At 43.3% G+C, this 15,373-nt stretch carries 16 protein-coding genes and 1 pseudogene; 8 read left to right on the top strand and 9 right to left on the bottom strand.

What is annotated here, in order from left to right; all coding sequences use genetic code 11:
* Window positions 1-13: 13 nt before the first annotated feature.
* The 5 genes from V1498_RS02645 to V1498_RS02625 all read right to left on the bottom strand — a co-directional run bounded on the left by V1498_RS02645 (window position 14) and on the right by V1498_RS02625 (window position 5,726).
* Window positions 14-1,489 (bottom strand): glycoside hydrolase family 32 protein, encoded by a 1,476-nt coding sequence (locus V1498_RS02645; RefSeq protein WP_409296770.1) that lies wholly within the window; start codon window positions 1,487-1,489, stop codon window positions 14-16.
* Window positions 1,476-2,459, bottom strand: a complete 984-nt coding sequence (locus V1498_RS02640; RefSeq protein ID WP_409296769.1) for a carbohydrate kinase family protein — start codon at window positions 2,457-2,459, stop codon at window positions 1,476-1,478. The genes V1498_RS02645 and V1498_RS02640 overlap by 14 nt, the downstream gene beginning before the upstream one ends.
* A 39-nt stretch (window positions 2,460-2,498) precedes the next feature.
* Window positions 2,499-3,386, bottom strand: a complete 888-nt coding sequence (locus V1498_RS02635) for a carbohydrate ABC transporter permease (RefSeq protein WP_409296768.1) — start codon at window positions 3,384-3,386, stop codon at window positions 2,499-2,501.
* Window positions 3,387-3,404: 18 nt separating this feature from the next.
* Window positions 3,405-4,295: a carbohydrate ABC transporter permease gene (locus tag V1498_RS02630; protein ID WP_409296767.1), complete on the bottom strand. Its 891-nt coding sequence runs from the start codon at window positions 4,293-4,295 to the stop codon at window positions 3,405-3,407.
* Window positions 4,296-4,388: 93 nt separating this feature from the next.
* The gene (locus tag V1498_RS02625) at window positions 4,389-5,726 is read right to left on the bottom strand and encodes an ABC transporter substrate-binding protein (RefSeq protein ID WP_409296766.1); all 1,338 of its coding nucleotides are present in this window, start codon (window positions 5,724-5,726) and stop codon (window positions 4,389-4,391) included.
* 380 nt (window positions 5,727-6,106) lie between these two features.
* Here V1498_RS02625 and V1498_RS02620 point away from each other — a divergent pair, with 380 nt between their 5' ends.
* The 5 genes and pseudogenes from V1498_RS02620 to V1498_RS02600 all read left to right on the top strand — a co-directional run bounded on the left by V1498_RS02620 (window position 6,107) and on the right by V1498_RS02600 (window position 9,738).
* A complete protein-coding gene (locus V1498_RS02620) occupies window positions 6,107-6,256 on the top strand; it encodes a hypothetical protein (protein ID WP_409296765.1) in 150 nt (49 codons plus the stop codon).
* A 67-nt stretch (window positions 6,257-6,323) separates the two neighbouring features.
* Window positions 6,324-7,022 carry a hypothetical protein gene (locus tag V1498_RS02615; protein ID WP_409296764.1) on the top strand — a complete coding sequence of 233 codons (699 nt, stop codon included), beginning with the start codon at window positions 6,324-6,326 and terminating at the stop codon, window positions 7,020-7,022.
* A 278-nt stretch (window positions 7,023-7,300) separates the two neighbouring features.
* Window positions 7,301-7,450: pseudogene (locus V1498_RS02610) on the top strand (IS3 family transposase); the annotation flags it as partial.
* A 519-nt stretch (window positions 7,451-7,969) separates the two neighbouring features.
* Window positions 7,970-8,833 (top strand): NAD(P)-dependent oxidoreductase, encoded by an 864-nt coding sequence (locus tag V1498_RS02605; protein ID WP_409296763.1) that lies wholly within the window; start codon window positions 7,970-7,972, stop codon window positions 8,831-8,833.
* Window positions 8,834-9,405: 572 nt separating this feature from the next.
* Window positions 9,406-9,738, top strand: a complete 333-nt coding sequence (locus V1498_RS02600; protein ID WP_409296762.1) for a hypothetical protein — start codon at window positions 9,406-9,408, stop codon at window positions 9,736-9,738.
* Window positions 9,739-9,908: 170 nt separating this feature from the next.
* Here the strand turns inward: V1498_RS02600 and V1498_RS02595 are convergent, their stop codons facing one another.
* On the bottom strand, window positions 9,909-10,277 hold the full coding sequence (locus V1498_RS02595) for a LysM peptidoglycan-binding domain-containing protein (RefSeq protein WP_409296761.1): 369 nt from the start codon (window positions 10,275-10,277) through the stop codon (window positions 9,909-9,911).
* Window positions 10,278-10,507: 230 nt separating this feature from the next.
* Here V1498_RS02595 and V1498_RS02590 point away from each other — a divergent pair, with 230 nt between their 5' ends.
* On the top strand, window positions 10,508-11,920 hold the full coding sequence (locus V1498_RS02590) for a LysM peptidoglycan-binding domain-containing protein (RefSeq protein ID WP_409296760.1): 1,413 nt from the start codon (window positions 10,508-10,510) through the stop codon (window positions 11,918-11,920).
* Between the two features lie 318 nt (window positions 11,921-12,238).
* On the opposite strand, the gene rlmD is transcribed toward V1498_RS02590, so the two are convergent.
* From rlmD to V1498_RS02575, 3 genes are all read right to left on the bottom strand, one after another.
* Complete coding sequence (rlmD, locus tag V1498_RS02585; protein ID WP_409296759.1) at window positions 12,239-13,609, bottom strand: 23S rRNA (uracil(1939)-C(5))-methyltransferase RlmD; 1,371 nt, start codon at window positions 13,607-13,609, stop codon at window positions 12,239-12,241.
* Window positions 13,610-13,773: 164 nt separating this feature from the next.
* Entirely contained in the window at window positions 13,774-13,902 is a 129-nt protein-coding gene (locus V1498_RS02580) for a hypothetical protein (protein WP_409296758.1), read from the bottom strand.
* A gap of 28 nt (window positions 13,903-13,930) precedes the next feature.
* Window positions 13,931-14,119 carry a hypothetical protein gene (locus V1498_RS02575; RefSeq protein ID WP_409296757.1) on the bottom strand — a complete coding sequence of 63 codons (189 nt, stop codon included), beginning with the start codon at window positions 14,117-14,119 and terminating at the stop codon, window positions 13,931-13,933.
* A gap of 154 nt (window positions 14,120-14,273) precedes the next feature.
* On the opposite strand from V1498_RS02575, the gene V1498_RS02570 reads away from it, so the two are divergent.
* Together V1498_RS02570 and V1498_RS02565 are read left to right on the top strand one after the other, a co-directional pair.
* Window positions 14,274-14,885 carry a hypothetical protein gene (locus tag V1498_RS02570; RefSeq protein WP_409296756.1) on the top strand — a complete coding sequence of 204 codons (612 nt, stop codon included), beginning with the start codon at window positions 14,274-14,276 and terminating at the stop codon, window positions 14,883-14,885.
* Between the two features lie 10 nt (window positions 14,886-14,895).
* Window positions 14,896-15,315 carry an NUDIX domain-containing protein gene (locus V1498_RS02565; protein WP_409296755.1) on the top strand — a complete coding sequence of 140 codons (420 nt, stop codon included), beginning with the start codon at window positions 14,896-14,898 and terminating at the stop codon, window positions 15,313-15,315.
* The last annotated feature ends 58 nt before the right edge of the window (window positions 15,316-15,373 follow it).

Raw genomic sequence — 15,373 nt, 5'->3', positions numbered from 1 at the left:
TCCTGCAGCTTTCTCACTCAGAAGGATCATCTGACGGGAACTTTAATTGATAGAAATCCAAAGAAATCAGAGTCGCGGTCCCGCCATTTGAAAACAGTTCAAAATTTTTGCCCAAGGAATCAGGAAAAACCAGATGGGTCATAACCATTTCCCCATCATTGGCAAAAACCTCAATCGAAGAACGATCTATGAAAATATGGAATTTTATCCGGCGGTGTAGAGCTTTTATCGCTGCACGATCAAGAGATGGAAAGAATTCATTAAAAGAAATTTCACCCGAGTTTCTCCGGTCCATGTACATTTCCTCTTTTTCAGCATCATAGCCAATCACTGCTTCTGTTTGGTCGGACTTAAATACTTTTATTCCAAAATCCTTGGCGTCCTTGAACTCAATCTCCGCAATGATTTCACAAGTTGTTCCTTGAAGGTCCGCCAGAAGATCTCTATATGGTGCCAGCGGCTGATTCTCAATATGGATATGTTCATCACGAAGATTTTCCAGTTCTTTTATTGGCTTTTGGATCATTCGGTCGTTGGATGTCAGGTATAATTCACGCGGGAGCGTCATAGCCCCTCTCCACTCTAAAGTCGGGGTTTCGTTTGCATATCTCCAATTGCTCATCCAGCCTATGTAAATCCTCCTGCCATCGGAGGTGTCTGACCAGGTAACTCCAGCGTAATTATCTTTGCCGCTGTCCAGCCATTTTACGCTGGGATCCGAAGAGGAATCTGTAAAGCTGCGGCCGTCGAAGTCTCCTGTGAAATATTGTGTTCTGGAACCATAGGGGCTGTCGCCGTGACTTATGAGAAGAACCCATTTCGTTTGATCCGAGTTACCTCCGACCGGCAGTTTAAATAAATCCGGGCATTCCCATACTCCAAAGGATTCTCCTCCGTGCCCTCTAAATGAGCTTTCAAAATGCCAATCCTTTAAATTGGGAGAGCTGTAGATTTCCATACAATCCCCTGCTGCCAACACCATGATCCATTTATGGGTTTCTTCATGCCAGAACACCTTTGGATCACGAAAATCAATTTTCTCCTCATTTACTAGAACCGGATTATGATGATATTTTATCCACGTCCGCCCTTTATCAACGCTGTAGGCGAGACTCTGCCGCTGCCGGGGTTTCTCTGTGTCCAAAGATGTATCATGATGAGTGAAAATGGCCACTAAACCAGGTTTTCCATCAAAGAATCCTGAAGTATCCTTCCAGTCGACAACAGCACTGCCAGAGAAAATCATTCCGTTTTCATCAGGCGCCAGCGCCGTTTTCAGGTGCTCCCAATGAACCAGGTCCGAACTGACAGCGTGCCCCCAATGCATCGGACCCCATTTGGTGCCAAAAGGGTGGTATTGATAGAACAAATGATATTCTCCTTGAAAATATACCAATCCGTTCGGATCATTCATCCAGTTATGCTGGGGAGTGAAATGATAAACTTGCCGGTATTGCTCCTGACAGGCTGCAGACTCAGGCTTTAACATGTTGGTGACTCCCTTCCGAGTTAAATAATTGCTTCACTTCTTCATATAGAGGCATGCTGGGGATTCCCCCCTTTTTTGTGACTGACAGCGCCGCAACGACATTGGCAAATCGGGCCATTTCAGTCACTTCATGCAGCTTCAATTGAGACGGAAGAACGTTAAACTCGATGACTTTATGGAGAATCCCTCCTACAAACGCATCACCTGCTCCCGTGGTATCTACGGCTTTGACCTTCATGCCGCCCACTTTTCCAAAATCCTCTCCACGGCGAAAGATGCAGCCACCGCTCCCGGTTGTGACGAATAGCAAGGATACTTGATTTTCTTTCATTAAATAATCTGTTCCCTCTCGAAGCTCCTTTCCTCCAGCAAGCAGGTAGAATTCTTCCTCTGACAATTTCACGATATCCGCTTGCTGAAGTCCTTTTTTCATCATGACTCTGGCATGATTTTCACTCTTCCATAATTGACTCCGATAATTAGGATCAAAGGAAATTATCTTTCCCATCGCTTTGGCTTGTTCTATCGCTGTTAAGGATGCCGTCCGGGCCGGCTCATCTGTTAATGAAAGGGAACCGAAGTGGACGATTTTGGACTGGCCAAGGATTTCGGAGTCCACGTCCTCCGTTTGCAGCATCATATCTGCACCAGGGCTGCGATAAAAACTGAAGGAGCGATCTCCCTCTTTGTCTAAGTGAACAAAGGCAAGGGTGGTAGGGATTTCGTTAGAAAAACTTAAGCCCTTCGTATCCACTCTGCTGTCTATTAACACCTTTTCAAGATACTGTCCAAAAGAATCGTTCCCGACCTTACCTATAAATGCCGTCTTTCGCTTCAATTTGGCCAATGCCGCGAGTACATTTGCCGGGGCTCCGCCAGGATTCCTGACAAAGGACACCTTCTCCTCATCAGCATTTTTCGTTTGAGTAAAATCAATTAATAGCTCTCCAATAGCTGTTACATCGATCATAGATTTACCTCACTCCGTCATTTGCCTTTTTTCAAATCGTTATTCTTTTACCGCTCCTAAAGTCATGCCGCTTACAATATGACGCTGTACGAAAAAGGAGAAAATCATAACAGGCAGACTGAATGAGATGGCGGCAGCTGTCATGGGCCCTAAATCCAGATTATAAGCCGTAAGGAATTCCGAAATTCCTACTGTCGCCGTTTTGGCATTCGTACTGGTCATGAGCAGCGAGAACAAGAAATCATTCCAGGCTAACATAAACGTAAAGATAGCCGTCGTGGCAAGGCCGGGAAGTGACACGGGAAGAATGATTCTGATGAAGGCACCAATCCAGCTGCAGCCATCCACCCTCGCCGCTTCATCAAATTCCTTTGGAATCGAGTCAAAAAAGCCGATCATCAGCCAGATCGCAAATGGGACATTCAAGCTCGTATACACCAGGATCATGGCAACATGGGTATCAATCAGGCCCATACTTTTTACAATCATATACATCGGAATGGCAATGCTGATCATGGGTACCATCCTGATTACCAGCGTAAATAGCAAAAAGTAGCTTCCTGTTATGGAAGAAAACCTGGAAATCCCGTACGCAGCCATTGCGCCAAAAAATACGCTTAGAATGGTGCTGGCACCGGCCGTTATCAAGCTATTAAGAAAGTATTTTCCGATAGGCAGGTATTCGAACATTTTCCGGTAATTTTCCAGGGAAAATTCCGAGGGCCATAAAGTGGGTGGTACAGTCACTGCTTCGGAGGAAGGTTTCAATGATGTTAAAAGCAGATAGAGATACGGACCCAGGAATAATAAAGCCAGCAAACAGGTGGCTGCCAGTACAATCAGCGACCAAAGCTTATGTTTAAATTGAAAACCGGCAAAACTGACGGGTTTTTCAACCATCGTTTCTTTTAATGGCATTTGAGTCATGATTCTTTTCACCTCTCCTTATGAATGCCTTCTCCTGGGTGACCACATTTTTGTAATGAAGAACGAACTCAGGACTAATAAAATGATGATAAAAATGACGGCCATCGCACTGGACTGCCCCACTTCTCCATACCGTGTCAATGTCTTATACATATAGGTACTCAGCAGCTCGGAAGAAAAACCCGGTCCTCCCTGCGTCAGCACCCACACAATATCAAAGGTCCTCGCAGCATCAATGATCCGGATTAATAAAGCTACAGTTGCGACCGGTATAAGCGAAGGAAACGTAATGTAACGGAACTTCTGCCATTTATTGGCCCCATCCATATCAGCAGATTCATATAAACTGATTGGAATTCCTTTAATGCCGGCCAATAGAACGAGCATCATGAAAGGCGTGGTCAGCCAGATGTCTGCAATAATCGCAGAATAGAGGGAAAAACGGGAATCCGATAACCAGAGTATCTGGTGCGGGTCGGAGAGAATCCCCAGCTTATAAAGTCCCCAGTTGATAATCCCGAATTGGTCATTCAGCATGAATTTCCAAATCAGCCCGGTAACTAAAGGGGCCAGCATAAGGGGGCTTAACAGCAGGGTCTGAATAAGCCGGCTGCCTTTAAATGCATTACTTAGAAGCAAAGCCAGGACCAGTCCTAAGATAAACTCGACACCCACAGCCACTCCTATATATACCACAGTGTTCCATAGGGCTTTTAAAAAGCGTTCGGAAGTCAGCGAGTCTATATAATTCGCAAAGCCGACAAACTCCCGTATTGCAGGATTAATGATATCGATTTTATAAAAACTGTCTTTGATTAAAAGAAAGATGGGATATAGCAGAAATACCAGCATGAAGCTTCCCGCAGGGAGGAAAAAGATTGCCGATAATGCCCCATTTCTCAGTCTCATAAAACCCCTCCTTTCTATAAAAGTGGTAAACTGCATTTTTTTAGAACCTCCTCACCGGCCGGACAGCCGCATGAAGAGGTTCTCTTTCAAAACTTATTGTGGCGGCAATAAATCTTTTATTACATCCGCTGCCCAATCAAGTGCTTCCTGAGGTGTTTTTTCTCCTGAAAGCGCATATTGTACAGCTGGGATAAGGGCTTCACTTTCGATTTCCTGCCATTCCTTAATCGCTGGACGGTTCTGTGTCTGCGGTCCGCTCAAAGTAGCCGTAAGTGGTTTCAAGTGTTCGTAGCCAGGTTTCGTGCCGTAACTTTCAAATACAGACTTTCTTGCTGCTACGCCGAGTGACTTCATGAATAGTTCATTCTTTTCATAAATAAAGTTGAGGTAATCCTTGGCGACCTTCTGCTTTTTGGAAGAGCTTGGAATCACCTGATACCATGGGCCAGGGACCGCACCTATTCCTGCTTCGCCGCCAATCATTGGAGCACTTCCGACTTTTCCGGCTACCTTTGATTGCTTAGCGTCATTGGAAGGAACATAAAAGTGACCCCATGCAAGCATCATCGCGGATTTTCCATTCCAGAACAGCTCAGACGTTTCAGCAGATGCCATTTCCAGTGCACCAGACGGAACCGACTTATCCTTTTTCAAAAGATCCACCAGGAATTGCAGCGAATCCACATACGGCTTCGAATTAACAAGAACTTTGCCTTTCTCACCCACTACCAATGGTTTCGCACCTGCCTGGGCTGCATGATCAAGCCAGCTGGCCACCGCATCTCCATTGTTCGCACCGAAGACGGTTGATCCATACATATCCACTTTGCCGTCTTTATCAGTATCCTTTGTAAAAAACTTGGCCGTATCACTATACTCTTTCCAAGTTGTCGGCGGACGCAGCTCATAGCCATACTTTGCTTTGAAATCTGCTTTGTTCTTTTCATCTTCAAAAAGATCTTTACGGTAGATTAAATTCTTGGCGTTCGTCCATACCGGCATGCCATAAACCTTATCCTGATAACTTCCGCCTTCTACTAATCCCGGAAATAAATCATTTTTAATGTCATCTGTCATAAGACCTTTTAACGGCAAAAGACCGCCAGCCAGAGCCGGAAACCAGAGGATATCAATGGTTGCCACATCGAATGCCCCCGCCTGGGAAGCTACCTCAGCCTTAAGTTTGTCATAGACCCCAGTATAAGGAACCGATTCAATTTTAACTGTATAGCCTGTTTCCTCCTTAAATTCCCCAGCGGTTTCCTTCGCCACCTTAAAGGCCGGACTTCCCCCCTCAACAAGAACTGTAATCGTTTTATCATCAGCTTTAGCTTTCGAACTTCCTGCTTTCTCTCCCGAACAGCCCGACAAAAAGAGAGATGACACTAATAAAAATGAAACAACGGATAAGATCCCTTTTTTCCTCACCACAGCATGCCTCCATTTATAAATTTATTTATCCAACAAACCATACTTAATTTTATTTTGACAGCGGTTTCATTTCACGGAGTAAAATGATCAGCCTTCATCCCCTTTTGCCCCCTCCAGCGTTTTGGTAAATCCTCTTTACACTTTAATTGTATTGGTTATGTTATTTTTATAAAATTCTAACTTTTTTAGAAAAGGTTATATATATTTGGAACTTTTGTCTTCGTGGCATAATGAGAGGCTTTTTTCACCTTTTTTGTGAGACGCCAGGGACAAGTCATGCTTTTTGTCCAATTTAACATAAATAACTCCCCATTGAACCGGTATAGAATCCGACTGCCTGTGTCTACCCTCTGAAATGGTTCCTAGTGGGAGGAATCTGTTTGTCAATCGCAGAAATAAACAGGATACAACTTAATCAGGAAGTTAAGATGAAATCAAAGGTGAGGAAAATGAACTGGGTAGAAGCTTTGCAAAAGTTGTTCACCGAGATAAATGTTCTATTCAAATTGGAGGAAGATGAGAAAGCCTAGTTCCATATACATGTTATTCTGGTAAAATAACAAAGGCAGCTACGAAAATACTTTTGGGGGATTTTAAGTGGAAGAGGTTTTGAAATTTATTAAAAAGAGATGGGCATATATCTTAACGGCATTATTCGCTTTTATCGTTGGCGGTACTCTTGGACCTTCATCAGAGCAAGTAGATAGTGCCAATGCCAGAGCCGACAAGTGGCAGCAAAAAATGGTTGCCGAAACAAATACTGTAGCAAGCCTTGAATCTAAAAACAAAGAATTGCAAGCGAAAGTAGATGAGGCTGCTCCTTGGTTCAAAGTACAGGAGGAAAAAAAGCAGAGAGAAGCTGAGGAGAAGCGGTTAGCCGAAGAGAAGCGACTAGCGGAAGAAAATGCGAAGCAGGAAGCAGAGGCAAAAGCTGTAGCGGAAGCAGAGGCGGCCGAAGCAGCCAAGCAATCCCGAGAAGAAATGACACTAAGCGAAGCTAGAAGTATGATTGAGGATTATGCCACCGGAGATGGTGACCAATTAAGTAATGTTTCTCTCGGAAATGGCGAAATTAAAGCAACGATTTCGTTGGCTGACGGCGATTTCACCGCTAGGGATTTGGCAGTCTCCAGATACACTTCATTATCAGATGAATTATTGAATCACGGGGGATGGCAAATCTTAACCATTACATTTACCGGGATTGGAACTGTCAGCATGAACCGTAATGAAAAGGAAACAAATGAGTACGGGGACTATTTTCCAACGCTTGAGGTGGAAGAAAGATTGAATTGAAATTACAAAAATAATTGTTCTAGCCAATTAATTATGTGTATCAAGAAAATGCTGTTAGACCCACTGGTGATTTTCTTACATCTAAACTGAACAAAAAATGCTTGAGCCTTGATGGGCACCAAGCATTTTTTGTGTAAAAGTTACCTAGATACTTCTTTTCCTTTAATTTCGCCTCTGAGTTCCTATATGTAAAAGAAATTTTCGGTCTTTATTCCGCCTTTAACTGCCTATTGGGCATTCTCATATCTGGACAGAATATTATTTTCATAATAAAGCCTGGCACGCTCCAATATTATCTGGAGAAATACGAGACGTATGAAGAACTTTCTAAGGCGATAGAGGAGTACATACACTTCTATAATCATGAACGGTATCAAAAACGATTAAACGGCCTTAGCCCCATAGAATACAGGACTAAAGCCGCTTAATAAGTTTTTATTATTACTATTGTCTACTTGACTGGGTGTAGTTCAGATTCATCGGGCTTTTTTGTCTTTTAAAAAAAGAGAAGAAAAATCGCTATATATGTTTCGTGGTCAGAATGTGGTGGTCTGCCAATGTGTAAAAATTGGTGACACTATGCATTGATAAACTGAGCGGCTTCTTCCAAGTTGATAAAGGGGCGACCCTAGCCTGTGGTCCATAGAATTCTTGTTTTATATTTAGAGAACCACTCAAGCCCGTCTTTTGAATAGGATCCCAAACAAAGCTATGCCTTTTTATTAAGTTTTTATCTTTATTTGAATTTACTCTCCCATAGTCTGCAATGTGGGTTCAAAATACTTGCTGAGTGAGTTTCTCGAAAAAAATAACCTAATTATTATTATGACTCGCGATTATGAAGAGAAATGCTTTTCTTTTGCCAGAACCCTGATTTTATCAGAGAATGGACACAGGCAGAATAATGAAAATATACATGTTCATAATATATAAATGGAGGTTTTTAAATGATTGGATTTATCGGTCTCGGCATTATGGGCAGCCGTATGGCAAATAACCTACTTAAGAGTGGTTATAAGGTCATCTTATATAATCGTTCAAAGTCTAAAGCAGATTCCCTTATAAAGGAAGGCGCAATTTGGGCAGACTCCCCCCGGCAGGTTGCAAAGCGGGCTGATATCATTTTTACCATGCTTGCAAATCCCCAGGTAGTAGAGTCTGTTGCCCTTGGAAAAGATGGGTTTTTAGAGGAGTTTTCAGAAGGCAGGCTATGGGTGGATTGCAGTACAGTAGATCCATCCTTCACACGAAAAATGGCAGAGGAAGCATCGAGACGCCACATCCGTTTCTTAGACGCTCCGGTTGCCGGTTCGAAAATCCCGGCAGAAAAGGGTGAATTAGTGTTCCTCGTCGGAGGAAATAAAGAAGATTTGGAAGAAGCGAGACCTATGATGGAATTAATGGGTAAAGCCATCCAGCATCAAGGGGAAAATGGAAAAGGTTCTTCTATGAAATTAGTGGTCAACCTCATGCTTGCCCAATCAATGGCAGCTTTTTCGGAAGCCGTAACACTTGGAGAATCAATGGGTCTAGATAAAGAGACGGTCATGAATACTCTGCTTGGCGGAGTTACAGCAGCCCCTTTTCTAAACAGCAAAAAAGACAAACTCCTGAATGGAAACTATGCAGCCGAATTCCCGCTTGAACATTTGCAAAAGGATTTACAGCTCGTGTCGCAGGCAGCCTACGAACATAAGGTTTCCCTTCCTATTGCAAATGTCACAAAAGAAATTTACGGGTTAGCTAAACAATTTGGTTACAGTAAGGATGACTTCTCTGTTATATATAAGTTTTTAAATACAAAAGAATAAATCAGAAAAATGATCCTCTCTGCTTTATTTCATGAATGATGAGCCGCCGTCTATATTTAATTAAGCGGCTCTAATGCCACGATGGTTTTACCGGTAAAATTTTCTTCGATAGGTTTTTTACAAAGGCTGTTTTCGTAAATATTGTTGCTATACCATAAAGTCTAAAACAAAGAAAACTCGCATTAGAAAATTGCGAGTTTTTGTTATTTAAGGATTTCCTTCTTCAAATAACGCACCCGTGAATGTAAGTGAATCTTTTCACATTATAAAAATAACCTTTTGTGGACAGAACAAAAATCTTCACTAACCTGATCGTTACTTGTAGAAGAGAAATGATTGCCTTAGCGGTCTTTCTTGTGCTCAAGTCCCCCTTCGTGGAACAGAAATATCCCGTTATATAAAAAAATTTAGCTCAATTACAATGTAACCCCATGTGGAAAGTGGAATATTTTTGTCATTTTTGCTGTTAACTAAAAAAACTAAACAAAGGCAATCATCTTATCATTATGATTTGCTAAAAGTTTAAATATAATGAACCATGACCTTATTTTAAAAGAAAAGAGGTTTATGGGATGAAGTGTAAAATACATCGGTGTAATTGCCGAAAGATTTGGTCTATACAGAATCGAAAAAAGAAGATAATAGCTAAATCGATTTTGCTTAACGGCAATTGGATGACAGAAGTAAAACCTGATCGAATATTAGATCCAAAAGGATTTGTAATTACTAACTATATTCAGGACATTATTACAGATCCCCCGATGGAATTAGTAATGCAATTTAAAAAAGTAACAAAGTTAACTTATAATAAAAACACTGTTGAGTTTAATATTAGATCAGGTAAATTTTTATGGTTTGCGGAAGATGGAAGCTGTTTTTTGTTAAATAGGGTGGATGAGATGTAGCTGGGCAAGCCCTGCTGCATTTTTCATTTATTACCTTCTTAGGGTTACATGCATTTATTGCATCGATGCTGAGATTTCCTGCATCTTTTTTAAAACCAATGAATAAAAATTTTTCTTTGCACTCGTTGTTGAATTACCACCGAAGAAGCCTAGCCTTTTTGGATGAATTCTTAATTTTTGACCATTGTAAGGGTATTATTCTTCAGACCATTTGCGGTTTTTATTATTAACGGAACTGTTGAATTAAAGGTTTGCGATAGCTTCCATATCGTATCGCCTGGAATGACTTGATACATAATTGGGACCCTTATTTTCTGGCCGGCATATAGGGTCTCTGATTGTAACCCGTTAATTAATTTTAAATCCTGTACAGTCGTCCGATAGGTAGTAGCAATTTCCCATAAATAGTCCCTTTCATTAACTTCGTAAATATTTCTCGGGTTATTTATTGCAAAGGCTAACGGTACCTTTATAACCATTAAGAGAATAAAGCAAATTAGAATAATAAACCGTTTCAACACATTCTCAAATCCTTTCATGGGCATCTCCCCCCAAACACCCTTGATACACTGCTCTATCTTATTTTTTAAAGTAAACATGAAAATATGCTTGGTATAGATTGTATTTTCGCGTCAGTAAAAACCAGATACTTTGAAGGTTAATATCGAAAAATTGTTATAAAGTACAAACGCACTTTAACATATGAAGGGATATATAAATCTCTACTCTAGAATATATTGATAAGAAATTGAGTGAATGAGGGGATGGAATGCAAATTCATGTGGTGCAGAGGGGAGATAACCTTTGGGCGATCTCACAGCGTTATCGCGTTACAATTAACCAAATTGTTTCCGCAAACCAGTTGCAGGACCCAAATAGCCTTGTAGTGGGTCTTGCCCTAGTCATTCCTACGGCTAACCGGACACATACAGTCCGTTCTGGGGAGACATTGTGGATGATAGCTCAACGGTATGGGACGACCATTCAGGCAATAGAGCAAGCTAATAAGATCACCAATCCATCCCAGATAACTCCTGGGATGGTTTTTATTATTCCTGCCAGAACTCATGTTGTCCAATCCGGAGAAAGCTTATGGCAAATTGCACAGCGTTATAATACTACCGTTCAAGAAATTATCCGGTTCAATCAAATACAAAATCCTGATGTAATTATCACTGGTGCGGTTCTAAGTATACCCTTCAGAAAGACAGTAACAGATGTGAACGCTTATACCATCAATACCGGGGAAAAAGGAGCAAGTGATATTCGAGAAGTCGGAAGATACCTAACCTATTCAGCCCCCTTCTCTTATTCATTCAACGAAGACGGCACTCTGAATTCCATTACCGACGTTCCGATAATTCAGGCGTCCGTTACTGAAAGGGTGTCTCCAATGATGTCTATTACAAACTTTACCTCCAAAACTACTGGATCTCAGTTAGCTCGTACTATTCTTTCCAGTACGGATCTCCAGGATCGATTATTAACCAATATTTTAAGTATTATGAGACAAAAAGGGTATGAGGGATTAAATGTGGATTTTGAAACCATTTATCCCGCAGACCGAGAGCTATATAATTCATTTTTACAGCGTACTGTTGACCGTTTGCACCCAGCTGGGTTTTACGTCTCCACTGCCCTTGCTCCAAAAACGAGCGGTGAGCAAAAGGGCTTGTTATCTGAAGCACATGATTACCCTGCTCAAGGGCGGATTGTTGATTTTGTGGTCTTAATGACATATGAATGGGGATACAGACTGGGACCACCTCAGGCAATTTCACCTCTAAATCAAATCAGAAGGGTATTGGATTATGCTGTATCTGTCATTCCAAGAAACAAAATCTTTTTCGGATTTCAAATTTATGCCCGCGATTGGCTTCTTCCCCACATTCAGGGGCAGGAAGCTGAAACACTCAGCCAGCAGGAAGCTGTCCGACGTGCCATTCAATATAGGGTTACCATCCAGTATGATCAAGTAGCTCATTCTCCATTTTTCCGGTACACTGATGCCCAGGGCCGCAGGCACGAAGTTTGGTTTGAGGATGCCCGGAGTGCACAAGCAAAATTTGAAACTGTAAAAGATTATGGACTAAGAGGGATCAGCTATTGGGCTCTTGGTTATCCATACCCACAGAATTGGCTCCTGCTTGAAGACAATTTCACAATTCGTAAATTACATTAGAAATGAATATTAATCAGCGGGTCTTTTATTTTGCCCACTATAGCCTTGTATATTGATGCAATGGTAGCTCGAAGGGTGTTACGAGAAATCTTAGAAGATAAGGATGTTAATCCTATGATTCGGTATCAAGTTGCGAAAGACTTTCTAGACAGAGCTGGATTCAAGGCCCTGGAGAAACAGGAAGTAAACCAAAATAGCAATATAACAGTGTGGTATTCTAACCCCTGAATTACTGCATCGACTCATTGATCGAATTGAAATAAAAGCAGACGGAACAGCGAGGATCTTTTATAGATTCTCGGTTCCATCTGCTTGATTTTAACGTAAAACTAGCAACGTACAGCTCTCCACATGCATCGTCTGCGGAAACATATCCACTGGCTGCACTTCAACCGTCTTATATCCCCCATCCTCCAGCACCCTCAAATCTCTTGCCAGTGTTGCAGGATTACAGGACACATACACAACCTTCTTCGGTTTCATATCAATAATCGTCTGCAGCAGGGCCTCATCACAGCCCTTCCGCGGCGGGTCGACGACAAGGACGTCGGCAGCGTTCCCTTCTCTATACCAGTCCGGAATGACAACTTCTGCTTCTCCCACTGAAAATTCTACATTCTGAATATCGTTCAGCTCAGCGTTGCGCTTGGCGTCTTCTATCGCTTCCGGGACGATTTCGACGCCGAATACTTTCTGCGCTTTCTGGGCGAGGAACAGGGAGATGGTTCCGATGCCGCAGTAGGCGTCGATCACGTTTTCTTCTCCGGTGAGACCTGCATATTCCAGGGCTTTGTCATACAGCACCTTGGTCTGCTCGGGGTTGACCTGGTAGAAGGAGCGGGCCGAGATGGCGAACTTGATATCACCGATGCTGTCATAGATGACTTCGCTGCCCCACAGGGTGTTGGTTGTGTCTCCGAAGATGACGTTGGTGCGCTTGCTGTTGATGTTATGGATAATCGATTTTACGTTTGGCACACGGTTCTGGATTTCTTCAATGATCCGTTCCTTAAACGGCAGCTCGGCGGTGCGGGTAATGATGACGACCATGACCTCGCCTGTGACCCTGCCGAAGCGAGCCATGATGTGGCGGAGCACACCTTTATGCGTTTCTTCATTATAAGCCGGGATACCGAGCTCGCTGCAAATCTCTTTCACCGTCTGGACGGTTTTGTTAATGACCGGGTCCTGAATGATGCTTTCAGCGGCATCGACGATTTCATGGGTCCTGGGCTTGAAGAAGCCGGCAATCAGCACGCCCTCTTCCTCGCCGACTGGTACCTGGGCTTTGTTGCGGTAATGAGTCGGCTTGTCCATGCCGATGATTGGATGCACCTTGACGTCCTGAAGCTTGCCGATCCGCGTCAGCACCTCCCTCACCTGCTTTTCCTTGAACTTCAGCTGTCCCTCATAGCTCATATGCTGGATCTGGCAGCCGCCGAACATGCTTGGGTCAACACCTGAGATATCCACACGGTATGGGCTTTCCTCATAAATCTCAATCAGACGTCCAAAGCCGTAATTCTTATTCGCCTTCAGCACTTTAATCTTCGCCTTTTCCCCAGGCAGCGCTCCCTGGACGAAGAGAGGATAGCCGTCGACCTTGGCAACTCCTGCTCCTTCATGGGTCAAGTCCTCGAACACCACTTCCACAAACTCATTTTTTGAGACTGGTGCAGTCCTTTTCATGTACATACTTCCTTTTCTATGTCAGGCGCAGAAATGCTGCGCTCCTTTTTATTTTCAGCTTACATGATTTTATCATAACCCTGCCCGTTTTTCACAGGGACCGGTCACTGTGTTTCTTTAAAAAAGGAAAAATGCCCACCATGGAGTGAGCATTTTGCTGATTATCACTGTTGTCCCGTGTCTGGACGCTTGGTTTGCGGTGATTCCTGTTTCTGTCCTTTATCCTCTGGCGCATAAATCTGGTTGTCCTTTGTATTCTCTGCACCCTCTAAAAAATTATCCTTAGTTTTCATGCCTTCACCTCTCTTCCATATAGCTCCACTAACGGATGCGGCCAGTTGTCCCTTCATCACCTGTCAGCTGCTCGCCAGCCTTTGGCTTTGCCGCAAGCTTGGAGCCGTCCGTGTTCCAGTCCAGTCCTGCCTCCGTTGATCCTGTTGTCATCAACGGCTGGGCCACGCCTTTTGTGCCTGTGTTGTACTCCGGCGGTTTGCCTTGTTCCTTTTTCATGCTGAGCGCCTCCTTCATTCTGCAGAAATTCTTACCTATTATCTGTCATCCTTCTTCTTCCTATTCCCCCGTGATTTTGTAAGCTAAAGAGTAGTTTCAAGAATGGTGTGCATATGGTAGGCTGGAATTATCTTACTGCAGGGGAGGCTGGAATATGGAAGTGGAGCTTGGCTTTATACCTAAAACTTGGATAGCGCAGCACCCGGATGCCGGCAGCTATTTTCCATTTGCCATAGATGGGGAGAAGTCATGGATTGTGGATATTTCTTCTAAGGAAGAAGATATTCCCGCTCAATTCATATCAGGATGGATGGAGCGCCTGGACGCTTTCCCCATCTATCTTTGCTTTCAGATCTTCGAGTTTCACCAGGAAGAGCTGGAACAGGATTTCAAGCTCCGTGACATTCAATATGAGAAACTCGGGATAAAAGGACTTTATTATAAGGCCGTCGTGAAAGAAGTTGAGGATTTCGAAGTGATATTTCCTTATCTTTATAGCAATGGCTGCATGAATAATCTGGCCTTGTGGTCACTGCACCGCGATATTTTCAGCAGCGGAAAAAGGGGATTTCAAACTCTGTTCGGCAATCGCCATCTGGAGACTCCAATCGTCACGCTCGGCGAAGCAGACACAGTGTTCTGGGTAAGCTATGACGGCGGTTCGATCATTTCCATCTCCAATGACCAGCGGTTCGCTGACCTTAATGATGTGTCCCGGTGCTTCCCTCCCGCCACCAGTTGGACTGAAGTAAAATATAAAGAGTAAGAGGTGCAGAATGATACAAGTAAAAGTAGCCCACGCATTCATCCTGGATGAGAAGAAAGAAAACGTCCTCATGGTCCATAACCTGCCGGACATTTGGACAATGCCGGGCGGGAGGGTCGAAGATGGTGAGACGCTGCACGAAGCGGTAATTCGCGAGGTCTGGGAAGAAACGGGTGTCAGGGTGGAGCCTTATCATATTCTTGCTGTCAGTGAAGGAAGGTTTGTGGAACGGGGTCATCACGCCATTCTGTTCACATTCAAAGCAAAGTTGATCGAAGGAACTCCTGCCGTTCAGGATCCTGAGGAAATTCGGAAGGTCGTCTGGATGCCGCTTGATGCGGCGAGTGAACATCTTTCATATATACCCGGCGGTGCGGCGGCGCTTCTGAAGGCGCATGCTCCTTATTCGCATATGGGAGTGCGGGATTAAATTTGTCTTCGGGTAAGCTAGCATGATAAAGGAACTTCCGATTCGAAGTTCCTCTCTT

Origin of the sequence: Paraperibacillus marinus (assembly GCF_046237605.1) — a bacterium.
Taxonomy (GTDB): Bacteria; Bacillota; Bacilli; order Bacillales; family DSM-1321; genus Paraperibacillus; species Paraperibacillus marinus.
This window is presented reverse-complemented; position numbering and strand designations above follow the sequence as displayed.